This is a genomic window from Actinokineospora sp. NPDC004072 (assembly GCF_053604195.1).
Map to the genome: position 1 here is coordinate 199,609 of NZ_JBSGHB010000011.1, position 21,059 is coordinate 220,667.

Sequence of the window (21,059 nt, forward strand, 5' to 3'; positions counted from 1 at the left end):
GACCCGGATAGGCTTCCCGCATGGCACGCCTGCTCGACGAGCTGTCCCGCCCGGGCCCGCACGCAGTGCTGCGCGGCGACCTGGCCCTCGTCGGCCTGCCGGGGGCGGTGTTCACCCCGAGCACCGGGCGCAACCTGCCTGCCGTCGCCTTCGGCCACGGCTGGCTGCAACCCGTCGAGCGCTACCGCGGGCTGCTGCGGCACCTGGCGTCCTGGGGCGTCGTGGTGGCCGCGCCCGCCACCCAATCGGGGCCCTTCGGCTCGAACCGGCTGTTCGCCGCCGACCTGCGCACGGCGCTGGACATCTGCGTCGGCGTGCGGCTCGGGGACGGCGAGATCAGCGTCGACCCGGGCAGGCTCGGCCTGGCCGGGCACTCCACGGGCGCGGGCTGCGCGGTGCTGGCCGCGGCCGAGGACACCCGGGTGCGGGCGGTGGCCACGCTGGCGGCGGCGCAGACCCGCCCGTTCGCCTCCGAGGCCGCCCGCGCGTGCGCGATGCCCGGCCTGCACCTGGCCGGGGCGCGCGACGTCGTCGCCCCGCCGGTGGCCCACGCCGAGCTGATCGCGCGGACCTGGGCGGGTCCGTCGCGGCTGTGCGTGCTGCCCAAGGCCAGCCACCTGGCCTTCACCGAGGGCCGCCACTGGAGCGAGCTGCTCGTGCACGGCAAGGGCGACTCGGGGGCGCGCAAGCTGGCCCGCGGCCTGCTGACGGCGTTCTTCCTGCACCACCTCGCCGGGGTCGCCGACTACGCCGCCCTGCTGGACGAGCCGGTCAAGGGGACGCTGACCACGGCGGCCTAGTGGCCCTTGGTCATCCAGCTGACCTCGAAGAACCCGGTGTCGGACGGGTCGTCGGGCTGCGGCCTGCGCCGCCGGACCGGCGGCGGCGGGGGTGGTGGCGGCGGGGGCGGCAGGGGCCGCTGCGCCTCGGCCAGCTTCTCCCGGCACACCTTCTTGGCCGCGTCGAGCCGGTCGCCGAAGTCGGCGCTGATCGCCGCGAAGCGCGCCCGGGCGGCCCGGACGGCGGGGTCGCTCTCGTCCAGCACTGCCATCACCCCTTCGGGGCCACGGCGCCGATGACGCCGTCGAAGTTCACCGCGGGGTCGGTCTCGTCGAAGAGGCTGCCCTGGACGCGCCACTGGCTGGACTTGCGCTCGTTGTCGCCGCCCTGGCCGCCCGCGCCCGCCCCGGCGCCCATGCCGCCGCCGCCCATCGGCATGCCACCGCCGCCCGCCGCGCCACCCGCTGCGGCGCCGCCGCCTGCGGCGGCCGCGGCGGGGGCGGGCTTGCGCTCGCCCTCCAGCTCCTGGGCTCCGGACATCGCGCCCTCGCCCGGCGCGGTCGCCCCGGTCCCGGCGCCTGCCCCGCTGGAACCGCCCGAACCGCTGGCCCCACCCGGGTCGCCCCCGGCAGGCCCGCCGCCACCCGGCCCGCCGCCGCTGCCCGGTCCGCCGCCGGTGGCCGACGCGCCGGACTGGCCGCCGTCCGCGGCCTCGGCGGGCTTGGCCTGCGGGGCGTCGCTCGACTCGATCGTGTACTGCTGCGGCGGCCCGGAGCCGTCGTCCACCGTCAGCCGGACCCGCCCGGGGCCGATCTGCTCGGCGGTGATCGTCGTGCTGCCGTCCTGCACCACGGCGCTGCCGCCCGCCAGCTCCAGCACGTGGGCGCGGCCGTCGACGGTCAGCCCGTAGCGGCCCCGCTCGTCCGGGCCGACCAGGGTCATCGCGCGGCCGCCGTCGCGGATGACCACGCGGTCGCCGCCGGTCACCGGGTCGGCGGGCGCGGCGCCCGCCAGCGCGGCGGCGAACGGGTCGGGGTCGACGGCCTTGGCCAGCTCGGCCACCGCCTGCCAGGTCTGGCCCACCGCGTCGTGCACGGCGCGCAGCCCGGCGCGGAAGCGGCCGACGACGGCGTCGTAGCGCCCGCAGAACTCGTCCAGCCAGGCCAGCACGTCGTGGCTGGGCCAGGCGGGGACGCCGCGCAGGTTGAGGTCGCAGGCGCCCTCGGCGCGCAGCTCGTCGGGGCGGAACGTCCGGCCCCACAGCGCGCCCCGGCCCAGCGCGTCGTCCACGCGGTCGATCTGGGCCTGCCGCAGCGCCGGGTCGTCCACCCGGATGTCGAGGTCGCGGGCGTCGTCGGCCCAGCCGCGCAGCACGCCGGAGACCACGTCGCGGCCACCGTCGATGCCCACGGCCAGCTGGGTCAGCCCGTCCTGCCAGCCGCGCACGCCCGCGGCGTAGCGGCCGAAGCGGCCTGCGGCCGCGGTGGCCACGGCGTCGGCCCAGGCGTCGTGCAGGCCGCCGCCCACGGCGTCGACCGCGTCGCGCAGGGCGTCGGCGGCCTCGACCAGCGCGGCGAGCCGGGCGGCGCAGGCGTCCAGCGCCCAGAACTCGATCGCGCGCAGCTCGGCCAGCAGCCGCTCGTCGTCGGGGGTGCCCCAGGCGGGCTCGGACCAGCCCTGCCGGGCCGCCGGGTGGGTGCGCCACCGCGCGTACAGCCCGCCCGCCTCCCGGGTGGACAGCGCCTGGCAGCGCCGGGCGATCTCGGTGTCGAGCAGCACGGTGCTGGTGTCGCCGGTGTCGGCCCCCGCGGGCTCGACCAGGGCGGACAAGATCGCGTCTGCGGACACGCTCACCCCCCTCCGGCCCTGCGGATCGCCGCTGCGGCCTCCGCGTCGACCTCGACCACCCGCTTGGCCTGCTCGGCCAGGCCGTCGGCCAGCTCGGCCAGCACCGGCACCGACCGCGCGAAGGACTCGCGCAGCGCCGCCACCGCGCCGACGACCGCCTCCCCCGCCCCGAACCGGGCGGCCAGCGGCCCGAACTGCTGCGCGGCGAGCGCCTCCCGCGCGGCGAACGCGGCCACGTCGTCCACCGCGGACTTGATCTCGGCCAGCCCCCGGACCGCGCGCTCGACGGCCTCGGGGTCGACCCGCACCTCCCCGGCGGTCATCGGCTACCGCCGCATCCAGCTCCGGCCCGACCAGTCGTCGTCATCGTCGTCGTGGCTCTCGACGGGCCTGCGCTGGGGCGCGGGACGACGCGGCGGCTCGGGCGCGCGGACGGGCGGGGGCGCAGGCTGGGCCTGCGCGTCATCGGCTTCGCCGCCGAAGCTCAGGTAGCGCTGGGGCGGCGCGGCCTGCGGCTGGGCCGCGGGCGGAACCGGGCGCGGCGGCAGGGGCGGCGGGCCCGGCCGCGGCGCGGGGGCGGGCTCCTCCTCGCCGAAGGAGAGCACCGTCTGCCGCTGCGGGCGGTCGCCCCAGGGGTTCTGCGGCTTCTTCTCCGCTTTGGCCGCCTCCCGCGCGGCGATGCGCGCGGCCTCCTTGCGCTCGTGCTCCTCCTTGGCCTCGCGCACCAGCTGCTCGCGCTGCTTGTTCGCCTCGGCCGCGGACTTGTCCAGCTCCTGCGAGCGCTCCAGCGCCCGGTCCATCGCCCGGCGACCGGCCTCGGTCGCCTGGTCGATGCGGCGCTGGGTGGCCGCCGGGTCCATCTGGTCCATCAGGTACGTGCTCATGACCGCCCCCGTCGTCAGCGGAAGTCGCCGAGGAAGCCGCCGATGCGGGACTCGGCGAAGTCGTCGTCGAAGAGGTTGCCGCTGGTGCGCCACTGACCGCTCGACCGCTCCGAGTCGCCGCCCTGGCCGCCACCGGCTCCCGCACCGCCCATGCCGCCCATGCCGCCGCCCATCGCGCCCATGCCTGCCGAGCCGCCCGGCTGGCCGTCGGCCGCCCCGCCGGGGGTGCCGCTGACCGCGCTCAGCGCGGCCTCGCTGGTGGCCGTCGCGGCCTGGGCCATCGCGTTCTCCGCGGCCTGCGGCAGCGGGTCGGCGAACGCGCTGCCCGCCGCGCCCCACGCGCCGCCGTCGCCGGAGGGCGTCGTGCCCTGGTAGTCGGCCACCGCGACCGGCTCGGCCCCCGCGCCCGCCACGACGCCCGCGGGCTCGCCGTAGGCGCCGCCCGAGCCGCCGCCGAAGGACTGGCCCGCCTCGCCGGAGCCGCCCGCGAACGCCGCGACCGGCTCGCCGGGGGCGCTGATGGGCGACCCGACCGGCGCGGCGCCGGGCGTCGAGCCGGGCTCGGACCACACGGCGGCCTGCGGCTCGGTGAACGCGGGCGCGGGCATCGGCTTGACCTCGACGAGGCCGTCCGGCTGCGGGGTCGGCGACTGGTCGGGGTCGGAGTAGTCGAGGGTGTAGGTCGTGGGCTCGCCGCCGCTGCCGTCGTCGACGGTGACCACCACCGTGTCGCCGCCGCCCGGGCGCTCCGCGGTGATCGTCATCGGCGGGTCGGAGATCACGGCCTTGCCGTCGGCGCCGGGCTGGACCAGCTCGCCGTCCGCGCCCGGCAGCCCGCCGCCGCCCGCCCCGGGGCCCTCCGGGCCGGAGCCCTGGGCGGGCGCGGGCATCGTGGTGACGCCGCCGGGCAGCGGCGTGCCGCCCGCGCCGAAGTCCACGGTGTAGGTCTTGGGCTTGCCCGTGCCGTCGTCGACGGTCACCTTGACCTGGCCCTGGCTGTCCGGGCTGGTGACCTCGATCGTGCGCCCGTCCTCCTCGATCTTCACCGTCTCGGGCGCGCCGTTGTTGCCAGCGGAGCCGTCCGGGCCGGGGTTGCTCGGGTCGTTCGGGTCGAGGTTGTCGGGGTCGAGCGGGTTGTTGGGGTCGGGCTTGCCGTCCTTCTCCAGCGAGCCCTGGTCGGGCTCGGGCAGCGGCGGCGGGGTCGGCGGGGTCGGCATCTGGGCCTGCTCGCCGCCGCCACCGGAGCCGGAACCACCGCCGGAGCCGGAGCCGCCGCCGCTGCCCGAACCGCCGCCGGTGCCGCCGCCACCCCCGTTGTCGTTGCCGCCGCCACCGTTGTCGTTGCCGCCGTTGTCATTGCCGTTGCCCGAGGGCGCGCCGGGGACCTTCATCAGGGCGAAGACCTTCAGCTCCGCCATGATCCGCATGTTCTCCAGCGCCGCGTCGTGCAGCTCGGTGACCTGCTCCTTGAGGTCGTCGGTCGCGGTGTAGAAGCCGTGGATCTTCTCCCGGATCGACTGGCGCTCCTCCTCGGACTTGGTCGCCACATCCGAGGCCATGCCGCGGACCTTGTCGCCGCTCTCGTCGCACTCGTTGGAGTCGAACCACTCCAACCAGCCCTTGGTGGCGAACTTGCCGATCATCGCGGCGGCGTCGTCGTCGTCCTTGTCGCAGTTGAACGTCCACTCGTGCCAGTCGCCGCAGGTCTCGGCGAACTGGTCGAGGTCGCTCTGCTGGACCTTCTTCCAGTCCTCGGGCTTGGTGAAGCAGCTGAAGTCGAAGATGCTGACGCAGTTGTCGGAGTAGCTCTGGTAGAGCTGCTCGGCGCTCTCCATCGCGGCGGTGAGCCCGCCCGCGGTCGTCTTGCACGCCCCCGCGTAGTCGGTGAGGGTCTTCTCCACCCGCTCGACGGCGGTCTTGAACGCCTCGAACGACTCGCCCTTCCAGTCGTGGGCAAGCTTGTCCCGGCCGCTCTTGACGACCTGGGCGATGTTCTCCATCGCCGCGGCCAGGCCCTCCAGCCGCACCGCGTCCTTCTTGATCTTCCCCCAGCGCAGCTCGTTGACCTCCTGCCGCTTCTCCGGCGGCTTCGGGTTGAGGTTGAGCTCGATGGCGGTGTCGTAGGCGGGCAGGAGCTGGTCGACGCCGTAGTTCATCGGCTCGCCGATCACGTCCCACGCCTCGCCGCGGGTGCCCACCGCCGCGGACTTGTTCACCAACGCCTGGTAGGCGTCCGGCTTCTCGAATTCCACTGCTTCCCCCTACGCGCCCGGCGCCCGCTACACGGCGACGGCGGGGCCGCCGGCCGGGTCGCCGCCCATGCGATCTTCGATGGACTTGAGGTTGCCGTACCCGGAGGTGTCGGACTCCACGACGAGGTCGGTGCCCTGGTTGAGGCTCGCGCTGATCTCCCCGAGGTGGGTGGCCAGGTTCTTCAGGTCGTTGGCCAGCGCCTGCCAGTAGGACTCGAACTCCGCGCCCTGCAGCCCGGCCCACGGCTTGCCGAAGTCGGCCGCCTTCGCCGTGCTGGTGGCCAGGTCCGACTGGATCATCGACACCTGCGACTGCGCCTCGGCGAACACCGCGGCGAACCCCCGCACCGCGTCGGCGTCGTACTCAAAGCCGCTCACGAAACTCCCCTTCCGGTCTCCCGGCCCGTGCTGCGCAGCGTACTCGCCTGTTCCGACCGGGACGGTCCAAACGGGTGATCACACCTGCTTGCCGGGGATGGGATGGCGACGGGGAGCGGCGGGTTCCCAGGCGGTTGCGGACGCGAAGCCCGCTCAGCCCGCGGCGGCCACCGCGGCGGCGAGCCGGTCGGCGGCGGCCTGGGCCAGCTCCTGGGTCGCGGCCTCGACCATGACCCGGACGAGCTGCTCGGTGCCCGAGGGCCGCAGCAGCACCCGCCCGGTGTCGCCCAGCTCGGCCTCCACCGCGGCCACGGCCGCGCTGACCTGCTCGGAGGCGGCGACGACGGCCTTGTCGGCCACCTTGACGTTGATCAGCACCTGGGGCAGCTTGGTCATCACGCCCGCCAGCTCGGCCAGCGGCCGCCCGGTGGCGGCCACGCGGGCCATCAGCCGCATCGCGGTCAGCAGGCCGTCGCCAGTGGTGGCGAACCCGGGGATGATCACGTGCCCGGACTGCTCGCCGCCCAGCGCCAGCCCGGAGGCGCGCAGCTCCTCCAGCACGTACCGGTCGCCGACCGCGGTGGTGCGCAGCGCGACGCCCGCCTCCCGCATGGCCAGGTGCAGGCCGAGGTTGCTCATCACGGTGATCACGAGGGTGTCGTCCACCAGCTCGCCCGCGTCCTTCATGGCCAGCGCCAGCACCGCCATGATCTGGTCGCCGTCGACCACCTCGCCCGCGGCGTCCACGGCCAGGCAGCGGTCGGCGTCGCCGTCGTGGGCGATGCCCAGGTCCGCGCCCTCGGCCACCACGGCCGCGCGCAGGTCGTCGAGGTGGGTCGAGCCGCAGCCGTCGTTGATGTTGGCCCCGTCCGGCAGCGCGTGCAGGGCGATGACCTCGGCCCCGGCCTCCCGGTAGGCGCGCGGGGCGACCGACCAGGCCGCGCCGTTGGCGCAGTCGACCACGACGCGCAGCCCGTCGAGCCGGTTGGGCACCGCCTTGAGCAGGTGCTCGACGTAGCGGTCCTCGGCGTCGGGGATGTCGTAGACCCGGCCGACGCCCGCGCCGGTCGGGCGGCCGTCGGTGGTCCCGATGCCCGCCTCGATCTCGTCCTCGATGGCGTCGGGCAGCTTGTGCCCGCCCGCGGCGAAGAGCTTGATGCCGTTGTCCGGCATCGGGTTGTGCGAGGCGGAGATCATCACGCCCAGGTCGGCGCCGAGGTCGCCGACCAGGTGGGCCACCCCCGGCGTGGGCAGCACGCCCACCTGCATGACGTCGGCCCCCGCCGCGGCCAGCCCGGCGCACACCGCGGCCTGCAGCATCTCGCCGCTGGCCCGCGGGTCGCGCCCGACCACGGCGACCGGCCGGTGCGTGCGGTCGTGCGCGGCCAGCACGCGGGCCGCCGACGCGGCGACCGACAGGGCCAGCTCCGGGGACAGGTCGGCGTTGGCGAGACCGCGCACCCCGTCGGTGCCGAACAGGCGGGCCATGGACCGGGAAACCTCCACTAGTGCGAAACCAGAACGGGAGCAGCACGGTGCGTGCTGCTCCCGAACGGTAGCGTGATGTCGCGTCAGCGCTTGCTGTACTGCGGCGCCTTGCGGGCCTTCTTGAGGCCGTACTTCTTGCGCTCCTTGACCCGCGCGTCACGGGTGAGGAAGCCCGCCTTCTTCAGCGGCGGCCGGTCCTCGCTGTCCAGCTCGATCAGCGCCCGGGCGATGGCCAGGCGCAGCGCGCCCGCCTGCCCGGTGATGCCGCCGCCGCGCAGGTTGGCGCGGATGTCGAAGGACTCGTTCTTCTCGACGGTCACCAGGGGCTCGCGGATGAGCTGCTGGTGCACCTTGTTCGGGAAGTACTCCTCCAGGGAGCGGCCGTTGAGCAGGAACTTGCCCGAGCCGGGGGTGATGCGCACCCGCACCACGGCCTCCTTGCGGCGGCCGACGGTCTGGGCGCTCTCGGCGGTCAGCCGGGGCAGCGCGGGCGCGGCGGGCTCGTCGTCGGCGGCCTCGATGGCCTCGAACGAGTCGGCCTGCGGCTCGGCGTCGGCGACCGGGGCCTCAACGGCCTCCTCCGCGGTCTCCGGGGTCTCCGGGGTCTCCTCGACCTCGGGGGTCACGGCGTCTTCACTCACTTGGCGACCTTCGCAATCTCGAACGGCTTGGGCTGCTGCGCCTCGTGCGGGTGGTTCGGGCCCGCGTAGACCTTCAGCTTCTTGGCCTGGGCGCGACCCAGCTTGTTCTTGGGCAGCATGCCCTTGACGACCTTCTCCAGCAGCCGCTCCGGCCGGGTGTCGAGCATCTCGCCGAAGGAGCGCTTGCGCAGACCGCCGGGGTAGCCGCTGTGCCGGTAGACGAACGCGGTGTCGCGCTTGTTGCCGGTCAGGGCCACCTTCTCGGCGTTGACGATGACGACGAAGTCGCCGGTGTCGACGTGCGGGGCGTAGGTGGGCTTGTGCTTGCCGCGCAGCAGGTTCGCGACGTGCGTGGCGAGCCTGCCAAGCACCACGTCCTCGGCGTCGACAACGTGCCAAGCGCGGTCGATCTCGCCGGGCTTCGGGGTGTACGTGGGCACGGGTCTACCTCATTGTCAACTTGCGTCATGGGTACCTGTGCGGGCATCACCCCTGGCCGGCGAACCGGCCAGGAGCGCGCAACGCCACCCGACCATAGCTCCAGCCGGTCGAGCCTCACGCCCCGCGCCGCACAACAAAGAAAGAAGATACCGGGTGGCATCGGCGGGGGTCAAAACGGGGGTCCCCCACCCGCCGCCGAGTGATCCCGGACACGCCGCGAGCCCCGCGGGCGCGGACCCGCGGGGCTCGGCGCGAAGGGCGGTCTAGCCCCAGCGCGAGGCGTTCGCCTGCTCGGTGGCCTGGTAGTTCTCGCCAGCCTGGCCGACGGCCGCGCCGATGGAGGACAGGACCTGCTTCAGGTCGTCGTAGGCGCGGTCCCACTCGGCCTGCTTCTGCTGCCAGGCCTCGGACGCCGCACCGGTGTAGCTGGCGCCGATCGGGGCCAGGCGGGACTTGAGGTCCTGCAGCAGGCCCTCGAGCTGGCCCGCGGTGCTGTTGAGCGACTGCGAGGCGGCGGCCACCTCTTCGAAGTTGACCTTGATCTCGCCCATTGTTCTCTCCCTGTGGATATAAGCCGGTTGTGGGTATCGCTATGGCGGGAGCGGACTCAGCCGCCGAGGACGTTGGTGATGTTGCTGAGCGCCTGGGAGGACTCCTCCTCCTGGCGGGCGTAGGCCTCGTTCGACTGCTTGAGCTGGTCGGAGATGTCGGCCAGGGCCTGGTGCAGCTTGTTCGAGTCGTCCTGGTAGCGCTGCAGCAGCGTCTGGAAGGCGACCGACGCCTGGCCGCGCCAGTTGTCCTGCAGCGGGGTCAGCGCGTTGTACAGGCTCTTGAGAGCGTCCTGGCTCTGCTGGTTGACGTTGTCGACGTCAACAGCGGCCTTGGCCATCTCGTCCTGGGAAACACCGTATCCACCGGCCATGGGAATGACCCCCTATTAGATCTGTTTGGCGTTCTTCGTCCGTACGCCCCTTACGACGGAGACCCTGCCAGGTTCGGTTCCACCCCGGTTGCGGTTGGCCCCAGGTAGTTGCTCCCGTAAACGCCGGATCGGGGAACCCGCAGGTCAGCGCCGCAAAGCGTGTGCAAATGCACCGTCAGGGGCGGAACAGGATGGGCTCGTCGGAGAAGTCCTCGTCGTCCGGATCGGACGGTGGCGGCTGCCGCTGCGGCTCGGCGTCGGCCTGCTCGACCTCGCGGCGCAGCGCGGCCGAATGCGACCGCGCCTCGGCCGCCGCCCGCCGCGAGCGGGTGACGGCCGAGGCGAGTTCCGCGCGGAACCGGGCGACGGCTTCGGCGAAGTCGGGGTTCATGGGGCGACCCTACTTCCCGCCCGGCTCAGTCCGGCTGGATCCAGGCCACGTGCATCAGCGCCTGGCCCGCCTTGCGGCTGACCAGCGTGCCGCGGCCCGGCGGCAGCGCCGACGGCTTGACCGTGCCCAGCAGCGCGCCCTCGTCCTTCGACCCGGACATGACCAGGCCGGGGCTGGCGATCTCGCGCAGCTTGCCCAGGATCGGGTCGAACATCGCCCGGGACGCGCCGCCGGTGCGCCGCGCGGTGACGATGTGCAGACCCACGTCCTTGGCCTGGGGCAGGAACTCCGCCAGCGGCTGCAGCGGGTTGTTGCCCTGCGGGGCGACCAGGTCGTAGTCGTCGACGACGATGAACAGCTCCGGGCCCTTCCACCAGGACCGGTTCTTCAGCTGCTCCTGCGTCACGTCCGGGCCGGGCAGGCGCTTGAGCATCGAGCCGCGCACGTCCTTGACGATGTCGCCGAGCTGGTTGGACGACACCGCGTAGGACAGCAGGTGGTCGGTGTTGATGAAGCCGAGCATCGTGCGGCGGTAGTCGACCAGGATGATGACCGCTTCCTTGGGCGTGTAGCGGTCCATGATGCCGCGCACGATCGTGCGCAGCAGGTTGGTCTTGCCCGACTCGCCGTCGGCGAAGGCCATGAAGTGCGGCTCGTTGTCGAAGTCGAGGTAGACCGGCGCGAGGTCCTCCTCGTCCACGCCGATGGGGACCATGTGCGTGTCGCGGCGGTTGTCCATCGCCAGCAGGTCCTCGTAGGGCAGCAGCTCCGGCAGCAGGCGCACCTTCGGCGCGGTCCGGCCGCGCCAGGACCCGGCGATCTTGGCGACGGCGTCCTGCACGCCCACCGCCACGTCCTCGGCGTTGCTCGAACCGTCCACCCTGGGCAGGCCGACGAGGAAGTGCAGCTTGTCCCGGGACAGGCCGCGGCCGGGCCGCCCGGCAGGCACGTTCACCGCCACCCGCCGGTCCACATCGGACTCCGACGGGTCGCCGAGGCGCAGCTCGAAGCGGGTGCCGAGCAGGTCCTTGAGCGCGGGCCGGATCTCGGCCCAGCGGTTGGCGGCCACCACGACGTGGATGCCGTAGGACAGGCCCTGCGCGGCCAGGTTGACGACCTGCATCTCCAGGTTCTCGAACTCCTGGCGGAAGTTCAGCCAGCCGTCGACGACCAGGAAGACATCGCCGAAGGGGTCGTCGGCCAGCTCGCCGCGGCGCTTGCGGTTGCGGTAGTCGGTCATCGAGTCGATGCCCAGGTCGCGGAAGCGGGCCTCGCGCTCGGCGACCAGGCCGGTGACCTCGGCCACCATCCGGCGGACCTTGTCCGGGTCCAGGCGCCCGGCGACCCCGCCGACGTGCGGCAGGCCCTCCAGCGACGCCAGCGTGCCACCGCCGAGGTCGACGCAGTAGAACTGCACCTCCTGCGGGGTGTGGGTCAGCGCCATCGACATGATCATCGTGCGCAGCAGCATCGACTTGCCGGTCTGCGGGCCGCCCGCGACCGCGGCGTGGCCAGCGGCGCCGGAGAAGTCCGCCCACAGCAGGTCGCGGCGCTGCTCGTAGGGCTTGTCGATGATGCCCAGCGGGATCTGGAGCCTGCCGTTGCCGTAGAAGCCGACCGGGGACAGCCCCCGGTCCTCGGTGGGCTGGAGCGGCGGGAACAGCGTGTCCAGGGAGTTGGGCTCGTTCAGCGGCGGCAGCCACACCTCGTGGGCGGGCGGGCCCTGGCCGACCAGGCGGCCGACGATCACGTCGAGCTCGCTGGGCTCGTGGCCGCCCTCGGGCTTGGGCTCCTCCTTGACCGGGACGACCGGCTTCTCCGGCTCCTTGGGGATCTCGACGTAGTCCGGCACGAACAGCTTCGCGCGCCGGTCGCCGGACACCGCGGCCACCGGGCCAGCGGCCTGCATGCCCGCGGGGCGGTAGGGGCCGGAGACGTAGGCGGCCTTGAAGCGCACCATCGTGCTGGTGTCGTACTTCAGGTAGCCCGAACCCGGGATCGACGGCAGCTCGAAGGCGTCCGGCACGCCGATGGCGGCGCGGGACTCGGCCGCGGAGAAGGTCTTCAGGCCGATGCGGTAGGACAGGTGCGAGTCCAGGCCGCGCAGCTTGCCCTCCTCCAGGCGCTGCGAGGCCAGCAGCATGTGCATCTGCAGCGACCGGCCGAGGCGGCCGATCATGACGAACAGGTCGATGAAGTCCGGCTTGGCCGACAGCAGCTCGGAGAACTCGTCGACGACGATGAACAGCGCGGGCAGCGGGTCGAGGTCGGCGCCGTTCTCCCTGGCCTTCTCGTACTCCCAGACGTTCTTGAAGTTGCCGCCGTTCTTCAGCGCCTCCTGGCGGCGGTTCATCTCCCCCGCCAGCGCGTCCTTCATGCGGTCGACCAGCGTGATCTCGCCTGCCAGGTTGGTGATGACCGCGGAGACGTGCGGCGCGCCGTCCAAGCCGAGGAACGTCGCACCACCCTTGAAGTCGACCAGGACGAAGTTCAGCGTGGTGGACGAGTGCGTGGCCAGCATGCCCAGCACGAGCGTGCGCAGGAACTCGGACTTGCCGGAACCGGTCGCGCCGATGCACAGGCCGTGCGGGCCCATGCCCTCCATCGCCGCTTCCTTGATGTCCAGCTCGACGGCCTGGCCGTACTCGCCGATGCCGAAGGGCACCCGGTAGCGGTCGCGGACCGGCCGCGGCCGCCACGCCTGCTGCACGTCGAAGGTCATCGGGTCGCCGGGGATGCCCAGCAGCTCCAGCAGCGTCGGGTTGGCCGCGAGCGCGTCCTCCTCGCCGGAGTCGGCCTGGCCCTGGCCCAGCCGGTACGGGGAGAGCTTGCGGGCCAGCGCCTCGGCCTCGGCCACGGTCAGCGAGTCCGGCGCGGCGAACCACTCCACCCCGCTGGCGCTGCGCGCGCCGAGCTTGTCGCCCTCGATCACCAGGCGCAGGCCGCGGCGGGCGGTCAGCGCGCCCAGGGAGTCGGACAGGTCGATCAGCGTGACGCCGACCTGGCCCTCCTCCAGGATGATGTTCTCCTCGCGGGTCACCTCGCCGTCGTCGATGACGATCACGATGTGCGGCTGGTCCGGCTGCGGCGGGGCGTTGCGGGTGAACCGCTGCCGGTCGCGCAGCTCGTCGTCGAGCCAGTGCTCGATCTGGGCCAGCGACCCGGCCATCATCCGCAGCTGGCCGATGCCGTCGACCATCGTCGGGTGCTGGACGTGGGGCAGCCACTTGGCCCACTCCCACTCCTGCTTGGCCTTGCCCGAGGTGACCACGGCGATCAGCACGTCGTCGGGGCTGTGGAAGGTGACCAGCTGGGCCAGCAGCGCCCGGGCCAGGGCGCGGGTGCGGTCCCGCTCGCCGGAGATGCCGACCGCGGCGAACCCGCGGATGGCGACCTGGATCGGCAGGTCCGGCACGATCGAGTGGGCCCGGACGAACCGGCGCAGGGCCAGCGTGGCGATCGGCTCCAGCTCGTCGACCGGGCCGGTCTGCGGCGGGACCAGGCGGGTGGCCAGCCGCTGCGAGCCGCGCCCGGCGCGCAGGTGGCAGAAGTCGGCGTCGGCCTGGCGGCGCTCCCACATCCGGCGGCTGGTGGCGATCGACCACAGCGCCTGCGGGTCGGGGTGGGTCCACTCCAGGGCGGCGCGCTGGTCGAGCGCGGCCTCGCGGGCCCGGTCGCGCATCTGGCCGAGGTAGCGCAGGTAGTCCTTGCGGTCCTCGTTCATCTCGGCCTTCTTCTGGCCGCCGCCGCGCCCGCCCATGCCGCCGGCCATCATGCCCACCGTCGACATCAGGAACATGCCGCCGAACATCAGCGACATCGGGTTGCGGCCGCCGACCATGAACATGAAGACCATCATCCCGATGGAGGCCACGATCATGACCGCTGGCAGCAGCTTCATGACGATGTTGCCCGGGATGACCCGGGGCACCTCCGGCGGCGGCTCCAGGTGCACCTCGCCGCCGGGCTGGCGGGGCGCGGCCATGCGCGGCGATCGCTTGAACTGCAGCGTGCTCACCGGGAGGACACCTCTCTCGTGGGCAGGACTTGACCGGGAACCTACCGAACCCGGGGACCGCCGTCCGACGATTCGGCCGAACGGCTCTTGTCCAGCGGGCCGATCCCGGCCACGGCGGCGACGGTGACCACCGCGGCCACCGCGACCGCCGCGGCGCCGGGGCCGGTGATCGCCAGGAAGTACAGCAGCGCGGCCGACAGCGCCACGCCCAGTGCGCCCAGGGCGAACCGGGCAGGCCCGCCTGCGGCGGACGCGACCGCGAGCAGGACCGCGAGCAGCAGGGCGAGGCCACCGTGCCATAACGCGGCCACCGCGCCGGACGCGCCGAGGTACTGGATCGCCAGCAGCAGCGCGCCCGCCACCGCCGCCACCGCGGGCGCGTACGCGGTCACCGGGCGCGGCGAGGTGTCGACGCGCCCGGAGAACAGCAGCGCCACCGACGCGACCAGGAAGGCCGCGCCGTAGGCCAGCCCCGCCGGGTCGCGGCCGTCCACGAGGAACATCACGCCCATGATCGCCACCGCCGCGGCGACCAGCACCACGCCCAAGGCCACGCGCCCGGGGAAGGTCGCGCCCGCGGGGGTGTAGCCGACGGCGAGCGCCGCGGCGGCGACCGCGGCGGCGGGCAGGACGGCGGCCGGGTGGCCGGTCGCGGTGGCCATCAGCACGGCCATGCCGACGGCGGCCAGGGCGGTCGCCGGTGGCAGCAGCGCGCCCGCGACGCCGCGGCGGGCAGGCGGAACGGCCATCGTCATCTCCCCGTTGGTCCCCCGCGTCCGGTTTCTGCGCCAACCGGCTCACCCGCGCGGGGCGGTGCGGCCATACTAAGGGCCGTCTCGGGGCAGCCGGGGCGTGATCGGCCAGGGTTAGGGGGCAGCTAGGTGGCAACGGGGACGACCGTGTTCAGCCGGGTGACGGTGCTCGCCCCGAGAACGCGCATCGACGTGGCGCTGCCGGCGGACGTTCCGGTGGCCGACCTGATGTCGATGCTGCTGGAGATGGCCAAGGAGGCCACCCCGGACGGCGGCGCGCGGCACGGCGGCTGGTGCCTGGCCAAGCTCGGCGACGCCCCGCTCGACCCCAGCCGCACGCTCGGCTCGCTGGGCATCGTCGACGGCGACATGCTCCAGCTGCGCAAGCGCGCCGAGAACCCGCCGCCGCCGCTGTACGACGACGTGGTCGACGCGATCGCCGAGTCCGCCCCGGACAGCTACCGGCCGTGGACCAAGGACACCGCCCGCCGCATCGGGCACATCGCGGGCGCGCTCGCCCTGATCACCGGCGCGGTCGCGGTGTGGATGGGCGGGCCGATGTTCGGCGGCGGGCACCTCGGCCCCGCCATCACCGCGGGCGTGGCCGCCGTGGTGTTCGTCGCGCTCGGCGCGGTGATCGCCCGCGGCTACCAGGAGCGCACCACCGGCGTGCTGATCGCCGCGGCGGGCGCGCTGCCGATGGCCTTCGTCAGCGGCCTGGCGATCGTGCCGGGCGCGACCGGGCGGGCGTCGCTGCTGCTGGCCTCGGCGCTGGTGCTGATCGTCGCGTCGGCCTCGATCATGCTGATCGGCGCGGGCGTGACCACGTTCGTGGCCGCGGGCACGGCGGCCGGGCTCGGCGTGCTCGCCTTCGGCGTGGCCACGCTGATCGCCCACCCGGCCCCGGGCATCGCCGCAGGCGCGGTCGCGGTCGCGCTGGCCGCGCTGTCGCTGCTGCCGCGGCTGACCATCCAGCTGGCCCGGCTGCCGCTGCCGAACGTGCCGGGCAGCGCCGAGGACCTCAAGGAGGACACCGGCTTCCCGGACTACCGCTCGATCGAGCGGCGCGCGGGCCTGGCCCACGAGTACATGACGGGCATGATCATCGGCTGCGGCGCGGTCACCGCGATCGGCGCGATCGTGGCGGCGTCCGCGCCCGGGCCGTGGGGGATCATCCTGGGCGTGGTGGCCACGCTGGTGCTGCTGCTGCGCGGGCGGACCTACGCCAACGGCAGCCAGGCCATCGCCCTGCTGGCGACCGGCATGCTGGCTGCGGCGGGCATCCTGGTCGGCTGGCTGCTGTCGATGCCGCCGTTCGAGCGGCTGCTGTGGGTCTTCGGCGCGCTGGTGCTCGTCGCCGCCGCCGCCCTGGTGCTCGGCGTGATCTTCCCGCGCCAGCGCTTCTCCCCGCCGCTGCGGCGCAGCGTCGAGGTGTTCGAGGCCATCTGCATCGCCGTGGTCCTGCCGCTGGCGCTCGCGGTGATGGAGCTGTACTCGGTCCTGCGGCAAGTGAACTTCAAGCTCTGATGCGCCGCCTCCGCGTCCCCGCCGCCATCCTCGCCGCCGGGCTGGCCGTGGCCGTGCCCGTCCAGCCCGCGCTCGCCCAGCAGCAGCCGCCGCCGAGCACCGCAGGGGCCTTCCCGCCGCCGCTGCCCCCGGGCACGCCGGTGCCGCGCGGGACCGACCCGAACCTGACCTACGGGCTGAAGACCCAGTGCATCCGCGGGCACAAGGACAACATCGACATCAAGAACAAGCCGTGGGGCCAGTCGAAGCTGCAGTTCGACACCCTGCACAAGTTCGCAACCGGCAAGGGCATCAAGGTCGCGGTGATCGACACCGGGGTGTCGCCGCACCCGTACCTGAAGGACCTGCAGGGCATCGGCGACTTCGTCAAGAAGGAGCACCGCGGCCTGGAGGACTGCGACGGCCACGGCACGATGGTCGCGGGGATCATCGCCGCGAAGCCGCCCGCGGACTCCGACATCGGCTTCAAGGGCATCGCCCCGGACGCGACGATCCTGAGCATCCGCCAGTCCAGCGCCAACTACACCGCCGAGATCGAGAAGAACGGCAGGCGCGAGGAGGTCCGGGCGGGCAACCTGGAAACCCTGGCCAAGGCGGTCGTGCTGGCCGCCGACGCAGGCGCCGACGTGATCAACATGTCGGTGAACCGGTGCAGGCTGGCCTCCTCGTACGTCATCGACAGCGGCGAGCTGGCCCTGCAGGCGGCCGTGCGGTACGCGGTGGACCAGAAGGACGCCGTGCTGGTCACCTCCGCGGGCAACACCGACGACGACCTGTGCCCGGACTCGCAGAACGGCTTCGACCCCAACAACCCCAGCCACATCGTCACCCCGCCGTGGTTCCGCGACGACGTGCTGTCGGTGGCCGCGGTGAACCGCGACGGCGACCCCGCGCCGTTCACCGTGCAGGGCCCGTGGGTCGGCGTGTCCGCCCCCGGCACCGACATCATCTCGCTGGACCCCTCCGGCGACGGCCTGGCCAACCTGCACATCAAGAACAGCGGCGAGAAGAGCACCATCCAGGGCACCAGCTTCGCCGCGCCCTACGTCGCAGGCCTGGCCGCGCTGATCCGCGAGCGCTTCGACCACCTGGACGCCCGCGAGGTGATGGAGCGCATCAAGCTGACCGCCTCGCACCCCGCGGCCCCCGGCGGCCACGACAACCTCGTCGGCTACGGCATGATCAACCCGATCGGCGCGCTGACGGCGATGATCCCGGCCGAGCAGGGCATCGCGCCCGCCGAGGCGGTCGACGTCCAGATGCAGATGCCACCGGAGATCCGCAAGGACTGGACGCCCATGCACGTCGCCCTGATCGGCGCGGGCGGCGGGCTGCTCCTGCTGCTGGTCACCCTGTTCGTCGTCCACACCATCCGCCGCAACCGGCCGGGATCACCCGCCGAGGTGAGGGGCCAGGCCTGAACCGCGCGCTCGCCGCCGGGATCATCGCGGCCAACCGCCCGCCGATGTCCTGAGCATCCGCCAATCCAGCGCGAGTTGCGAGGGCGAGATCCCCGGCCAGGACGGCAGAACGGCTAAGCGCAGGGCGGGCACACTGGCGACCCTCGCCTAGGCGGTCAACCAGACCGTCGCCGCGGGTCACTGAACACGAGCAGCCCCCGCCCGGTGTTCGGCGGGGGCTGCTCGGCCGTCGGGGGGTCAGTCGTCGCCGATGACGGAGGGGGAAGCCTTGGCGGGCTTGCCGAAGATGTCCTCTGGCTTGCCCTGGACCCGGTTGCGCGGCTTGTGCTCGGTGCCGCCGCCCTGCTGGCCCATCATCCCGCCGCCCATCGGCATCATGCCCATGCCGCCCATGCCCATGCCGCGGCCCGCGGCCGCCCCACCGCCTGCGGCCGCCGCGGCAGCGCCCGCGGCTGGGGCCTGCTTGCCCTGGGCCGCCTCGCCCGCGGCCACCCAGTCGCCCGGGGCGGGCGGGCTCGTGGCGCTGCCGACGCCGCCCGCGCCGCCACCGCCGAACCCACCGCCGCCGAAGCCCCCGCCACCACCGGCGCCGCCCGCCGACGGCACCGAGGGCGTCTCGGTCTCCACCGGCTTGACCTGCGGGGCCGTCATGGTCCAGTCGGTCTCCGGGAAGGTGTGCGCCATCGCCACGTCCTTGAACGCGGCCGAGCCGTCGATGCCCTCGCACAGCTGGACCAGCGCGTCGAGCACCTGGCGCACCGACTCGAACAGCTCCTGGCCGGGCCTGCGCATCTGGTCGAGGTAGAAGCGGGTGCGGTCGTCGCCGAGGCCGCGCCCGCCGCCCGCGGTCTCGGCCGTGTCGACCAGCATGTCCGCCAGCGTGACCACGATCTCCCGCAGGCCGTCGGCGGTCTCGTCCAGCACGTCGGCCATCGTCGTCATCGCGTCGGCCATGTCGTTGCCCGCCAGGCCGACCTTGTTCATGTAGTCGATGAACGAATCCGCGTCGGCGCCCTGCCACGCGGCGTCCAGGCCGCCCAGGGGTCCGGTCAGGTCGCTCGACACCTGCTCGGCCACCGCGCCCACCGCGCGGTAGCGCTCGGCTTCGGCGTGCAGGTCGCTCCAGCGGCCCACGACCGGGGCGAAGTAGTCCTCCACCGGGTCGGGCACGCCCAGCTCCGCGCACAGCCGGGACAGGAAGTCCAGGTACGGGCCGATGCCCGCCTCGACGTCGGCCCCGTCGGGACCGCCCTTGGCCACCGCGCCGACGACGACCACCTCACTCACCCCCGCTGCGGCGCAGCGAGACCGCGCCGTCGTCGTCGGACGTCTGGTACTGCTCGGCCACCTTGCCCAGGCTCTCCGCCGCCGCCGACAGCGACTCCACGCCGCGGTCGAGCTGCCCGCGCAGCGCGGCGGACGCTCGCTGGTAGGCGTCCGCGATGCGCACCGTGCGGCCCAGCTCGCCGAACGCCTCCGGCCCCAGCGGGGCGGTGCTGAGCACGGCTGCGCCCTCGGACAGCTCGGCGGCGGCGGCCGCGACCTTCTTCGCGTAGCCGCCGACCCAGTCGGGGTCGACCTTGATCACGGCCATCCGCTGGTCCTCCTTCGCCGGACGGGGTACCGGTTCCGACGGTAGGCCGAACTGTCCGGTTCCCCTAGGGGGCGGGCTGGCCCGCGGGCTGCGGCTGCTCGGTGAACACGCCGTCGCCGACCGGGACCGAGTCGTAGGTCTGCAGGACGTCGCGGGCGTTGAGGGACGCGCCGTTGGGCAGCAGCCGCACGATCGCGTCCGGCGCGGGGGTCTGGTTGGCCAGGCCGAGCGCACCGGCCGTGCGGGCGTCGGGGATGCCGTACTTCACGCCGCGGTCGGAGATCAGGTAGATCGGGCCGGTGGTGAAGTCGGCCGGGGACACCGAGCCGCGCACCACGGCGGCCTTGCCCGGCTGCAGGAAGAAGTGGTCGATCTTGCCGCCGTCGGCGTTGGGCGAGGTGATGTCGACGACCGGCGACCCGCCAGCGCTGGTCTTCATCGGCAGCGGCACGTCCTGGCCGATGTGCACCTTGGTCTGGCCCTGGGCGTTGGCGCCCTCGCCGACGATGCCCCAGCCCAGGCACACCACCGGGAAGTTGGTCGGGGTCAGCACCTCGGGCACGACCTCGGGGAAGTCCTTCTCCTCCACCACGTCGCGCACGACCCGGCTGGTGACCTGCTCGGGGGCCACGCGCGGGATGTCGACCTGGTCGGACTGGGTGAACCGGATGAGGTCGGCGGTGGTCTTCTTGATCTGCTGCACGCCGTCGCGCAGGAGCACGTAGTACACCAGCTGGCCCGCGCGCTCGACCTCCATCACGTCGCCGACCTTGAGGCCGTCGATGTCGACGTTGCTCGGCGCGCCGCGGCCGGGGATCTCCGGCGAGCGCAGCGCCGCGGCCTCGGGGATCGCGTTGAGCAGGCCGACGGTGATCTTGCGGGCGTTGTTGCGGTCGAGGTTCAGCGCGTCGACCACGCGGTCGTTGGACATGTCGACCTCGGCGCGCACCGTGCTGGTGTTCGGGCGGTTGGCCGACCCGGGCGTGCGGTAGACGAGGTACACCTTCTTGGTGGGGGCCTCGACCAGCAGGGCGGCCTGCTCGCCGAGCTCGGGGCCGAGGTCGGCCACCCCGCCGAGCACCGTGGTCTCGATCTTGTCCTGGCTGGCCGGGTCGTTGAGGCTGCGGTCGAGCTGGTACTCGTCGCAGACCGCCCAGTGGTCGGTCACCCGCTGCTCGGCCTTCTCCGGCAGCAGCTGCGGGGCGTCGGGCAGGCCGGTCATCCGCTCGCGCGGGATGCCTTCGAGCTTCTTGTCGTCGACGAAGGTCGGCTGGGCCACCGCGCCGATCGGCTCGCTGCCCTCGACCTGGGTGCCCACCCCCTGGGCCTCCGGGCTGCTGCGGGCCAGCAGCAGCAGCCGCGCCGAGGCGAGGTTGAACGTGGGGATCAGCACCTTGCCCTTGGGCGTGCCGTTCAGCAGCACGTACACCGAGCCCGACGGCTGGGCGATGACGATGCCGTCCTTGTCCGGCGGCTTCGGCGACGGGCTCAGCAGCCCGAAGATGAGGAACCCGATCAGGCCGATCGCGCCGAGGCAGATGCCGACGACGGTGGCTCTGGTGTGGGTGCGCATCGGATCGTGCAGCATCACCGCGTCCTTGCGGACCAGCGCCGACTGCATCCTGCGCAGCACGAAGCGGTATGCCTGAACCTGGGACTTCGTCGTCGGTGTTGATGGCATTCTCGGCCTGCAGCTCTCCCCGTCGCGGTACGGTTCCGCAG

The 21,059-nt window shown here is 73.5% G+C and carries 20 protein-coding genes; 3 read left to right on the top strand and 17 right to left on the bottom strand.

Translation table 11 applies throughout. The annotated features are described in order from the left end of the window. The first annotated feature begins 20 nt into the window (after positions 1 to 20). Positions 21 to 800 carry a dienelactone hydrolase family protein gene (locus tag ACWEPX_RS19000; RefSeq protein WP_451898510.1) on the top strand — a complete coding sequence of 260 codons (780 nt, stop codon included), beginning with the start codon at positions 21 to 23 and terminating at the stop codon, positions 798 to 800. Here ACWEPX_RS19000 and ACWEPX_RS19005 read toward each other — a convergent pair. The 14 genes from ACWEPX_RS19005 to ACWEPX_RS19070 form a co-directional block, all read right to left on the bottom strand. Beyond that, on the bottom strand, positions 797 to 1,051 hold the full coding sequence (locus ACWEPX_RS19005; RefSeq protein ID WP_451898511.1) for a hypothetical protein: 255 nt from the start codon (positions 1,049 to 1,051) through the stop codon (positions 797 to 799). The two genes, ACWEPX_RS19000 and ACWEPX_RS19005, sit on opposite strands and share 4 nt — an antisense overlap. Next, positions 1,051 to 2,628: a hypothetical protein gene (locus tag ACWEPX_RS19010; protein ID WP_451898512.1), complete on the bottom strand. Its 1,578-nt coding sequence runs from the start codon at positions 2,626 to 2,628 to the stop codon at positions 1,051 to 1,053. Before ACWEPX_RS19010 ends, ACWEPX_RS19005 begins: the two co-directional genes overlap by 1 nt. 2 nt (positions 2,629 to 2,630) lie before the next feature. Beyond that, the gene (locus tag ACWEPX_RS19015) at positions 2,631 to 2,951 is read right to left on the bottom strand and encodes a hypothetical protein (RefSeq protein ID WP_451898513.1); all 321 of its coding nucleotides are present in this window, start codon (positions 2,949 to 2,951) and stop codon (positions 2,631 to 2,633) included. 3 nt (positions 2,952 to 2,954) lie between these two features. Next, positions 2,955 to 3,512, bottom strand: coding sequence for a hypothetical protein (locus tag ACWEPX_RS19020; RefSeq protein ID WP_451898514.1), 558 nt, complete (start codon positions 3,510 to 3,512; stop codon positions 2,955 to 2,957). Between the two features lie 14 nt (positions 3,513 to 3,526). Beyond that, complete coding sequence (locus ACWEPX_RS19025; protein WP_451898515.1) at positions 3,527 to 5,764, bottom strand: hypothetical protein; 2,238 nt, start codon at positions 5,762 to 5,764, stop codon at positions 3,527 to 3,529. 27 nt (positions 5,765 to 5,791) lie between these two features. Then, positions 5,792 to 6,142, bottom strand: coding sequence for a WXG100 family type VII secretion target (locus tag ACWEPX_RS19030; RefSeq protein ID WP_451898516.1), 351 nt, complete (start codon positions 6,140 to 6,142; stop codon positions 5,792 to 5,794). A gap of 153 nt (positions 6,143 to 6,295) precedes the next feature. Then, positions 6,296 to 7,630 carry a phosphoglucosamine mutase gene (gene glmM, locus ACWEPX_RS19035; RefSeq protein WP_451898517.1) on the bottom strand — a complete coding sequence of 445 codons (1,335 nt, stop codon included), beginning with the start codon at positions 7,628 to 7,630 and terminating at the stop codon, positions 6,296 to 6,298. A gap of 83 nt (positions 7,631 to 7,713) precedes the next feature. After that, the gene (gene rpsI / locus ACWEPX_RS19040; protein ID WP_451898518.1) at positions 7,714 to 8,271 is read right to left on the bottom strand and encodes a 30S ribosomal protein S9; all 558 of its coding nucleotides are present in this window, start codon (positions 8,269 to 8,271) and stop codon (positions 7,714 to 7,716) included. Further along, positions 8,268 to 8,711: a 50S ribosomal protein L13 gene (gene rplM, locus ACWEPX_RS19045; protein WP_189209532.1), complete on the bottom strand. Its 444-nt coding sequence runs from the start codon at positions 8,709 to 8,711 to the stop codon at positions 8,268 to 8,270. The genes rpsI and rplM overlap by 4 nt, the downstream gene beginning before the upstream one ends. Positions 8,712 to 8,975: 264 nt before the next feature. After that, a complete protein-coding gene (locus tag ACWEPX_RS19050; protein WP_451898519.1) occupies positions 8,976 to 9,263 on the bottom strand; it encodes a WXG100 family type VII secretion target in 288 nt (95 codons plus the stop codon). A gap of 56 nt (positions 9,264 to 9,319) precedes the next feature. Next, on the bottom strand, positions 9,320 to 9,634 hold the full coding sequence (locus tag ACWEPX_RS19055; RefSeq protein WP_451898520.1) for a WXG100 family type VII secretion target: 315 nt from the start codon (positions 9,632 to 9,634) through the stop codon (positions 9,320 to 9,322). Positions 9,635 to 9,809: 175 nt separating this feature from the next. Beyond that, complete coding sequence (locus tag ACWEPX_RS19060; protein WP_451898521.1) at positions 9,810 to 10,025, bottom strand: hypothetical protein; 216 nt, start codon at positions 10,023 to 10,025, stop codon at positions 9,810 to 9,812. A gap of 25 nt (positions 10,026 to 10,050) precedes the next feature. Next, positions 10,051 to 14,043 carry a type VII secretion protein EccCa gene (eccCa, locus tag ACWEPX_RS19065; RefSeq protein WP_451898522.1) on the bottom strand — a complete coding sequence of 1,331 codons (3,993 nt, stop codon included), beginning with the start codon at positions 14,041 to 14,043 and terminating at the stop codon, positions 10,051 to 10,053. A gap of 41 nt (positions 14,044 to 14,084) precedes the next feature. After that, positions 14,085 to 14,792: a hypothetical protein gene (locus ACWEPX_RS19070; RefSeq protein WP_451898523.1), complete on the bottom strand. Its 708-nt coding sequence runs from the start codon at positions 14,790 to 14,792 to the stop codon at positions 14,085 to 14,087. Positions 14,793 to 14,924: 132 nt separating this feature from the next. On the opposite strand from ACWEPX_RS19070, the gene eccD reads away from it, so the two are divergent. Further along, on the top strand, positions 14,925 to 16,322 hold the full coding sequence (gene eccD / locus ACWEPX_RS19075; RefSeq protein ID WP_451898524.1) for a type VII secretion integral membrane protein EccD: 1,398 nt from the start codon (positions 14,925 to 14,927) through the stop codon (positions 16,320 to 16,322). Continuing rightward, positions 16,322 to 17,743, top strand: coding sequence for a type VII secretion-associated serine protease mycosin (gene mycP, locus ACWEPX_RS19080; RefSeq protein ID WP_451898525.1), 1,422 nt, complete (start codon positions 16,322 to 16,324; stop codon positions 17,741 to 17,743). The genes eccD and mycP overlap by 1 nt, the downstream gene beginning before the upstream one ends. A 237-nt stretch (positions 17,744 to 17,980) precedes the next feature. Here the strand turns inward: mycP and ACWEPX_RS19085 are convergent, their stop codons facing one another. From ACWEPX_RS19085 to eccB, 3 genes are all read right to left on the bottom strand, one after another. Then, positions 17,981 to 19,030, bottom strand: a complete 1,050-nt coding sequence (locus tag ACWEPX_RS19085) for a WXG100 family type VII secretion target (protein WP_451898526.1) — start codon at positions 19,028 to 19,030, stop codon at positions 17,981 to 17,983. Beyond that, the gene (locus ACWEPX_RS19090) at positions 19,023 to 19,337 is read right to left on the bottom strand and encodes a hypothetical protein (protein ID WP_451898527.1); all 315 of its coding nucleotides are present in this window, start codon (positions 19,335 to 19,337) and stop codon (positions 19,023 to 19,025) included. The genes ACWEPX_RS19085 and ACWEPX_RS19090 overlap by 8 nt, the downstream gene beginning before the upstream one ends. 64 nt (positions 19,338 to 19,401) lie before the next feature. Beyond that, positions 19,402 to 21,018: a type VII secretion protein EccB gene (gene eccB / locus ACWEPX_RS19095; RefSeq protein ID WP_451898528.1), complete on the bottom strand. Its 1,617-nt coding sequence runs from the start codon at positions 21,016 to 21,018 to the stop codon at positions 19,402 to 19,404. Between the last annotated feature and the right edge of the window lie 41 nt (positions 21,019 to 21,059).

Coding starts and splice junctions, on each gene's coding strand:
- ACWEPX_RS19000 (WP_451898510.1), top strand. CDS start 21: ATGGCACGCCTGCTCGACGAGCTGTCCCGCCCGGGCCCGCACGCAGTG.
- ACWEPX_RS19005 (WP_451898511.1), bottom strand. CDS start 1,051: ATGGCAGTGCTGGACGAGAGCGACCCCGCCGTCCGGGCCGCCCGGGCG.
- ACWEPX_RS19015 (WP_451898513.1), bottom strand. CDS start 2,951: ATGACCGCCGGGGAGGTGCGGGTCGACCCCGAGGCCGTCGAGCGCGCG.
- ACWEPX_RS19020 (WP_451898514.1), bottom strand. CDS start 3,512: ATGAGCACGTACCTGATGGACCAGATGGACCCGGCGGCCACCCAGCGC.
- glmM (WP_451898517.1), bottom strand. CDS start 7,630: ATGGCCCGCCTGTTCGGCACCGACGGGGTGCGCGGTCTCGCCAACGCC.
- ACWEPX_RS19050 (WP_451898519.1), bottom strand. CDS start 9,263: ATGGGCGAGATCAAGGTCAACTTCGAAGAGGTGGCCGCCGCCTCGCAG.
- ACWEPX_RS19055 (WP_451898520.1), bottom strand. CDS start 9,634: ATGGCCGGTGGATACGGTGTTTCCCAGGACGAGATGGCCAAGGCCGCT.
- ACWEPX_RS19060 (WP_451898521.1), bottom strand. CDS start 10,025: ATGAACCCCGACTTCGCCGAAGCCGTCGCCCGGTTCCGCGCGGAACTC.
- ACWEPX_RS19070 (WP_451898523.1), bottom strand. CDS start 14,792: ATGGCCGTTCCGCCTGCCCGCCGCGGCGTCGCGGGCGCGCTGCTGCCA.
- mycP (WP_451898525.1), top strand. CDS start 16,322: ATGCGCCGCCTCCGCGTCCCCGCCGCCATCCTCGCCGCCGGGCTGGCC.
- ACWEPX_RS19090 (WP_451898527.1), bottom strand. CDS start 19,337: ATGGCCGTGATCAAGGTCGACCCCGACTGGGTCGGCGGCTACGCGAAG.
- eccB (WP_451898528.1), bottom strand. CDS start 21,018: ATGCCATCAACACCGACGACGAAGTCCCAGGTTCAGGCATACCGCTTC.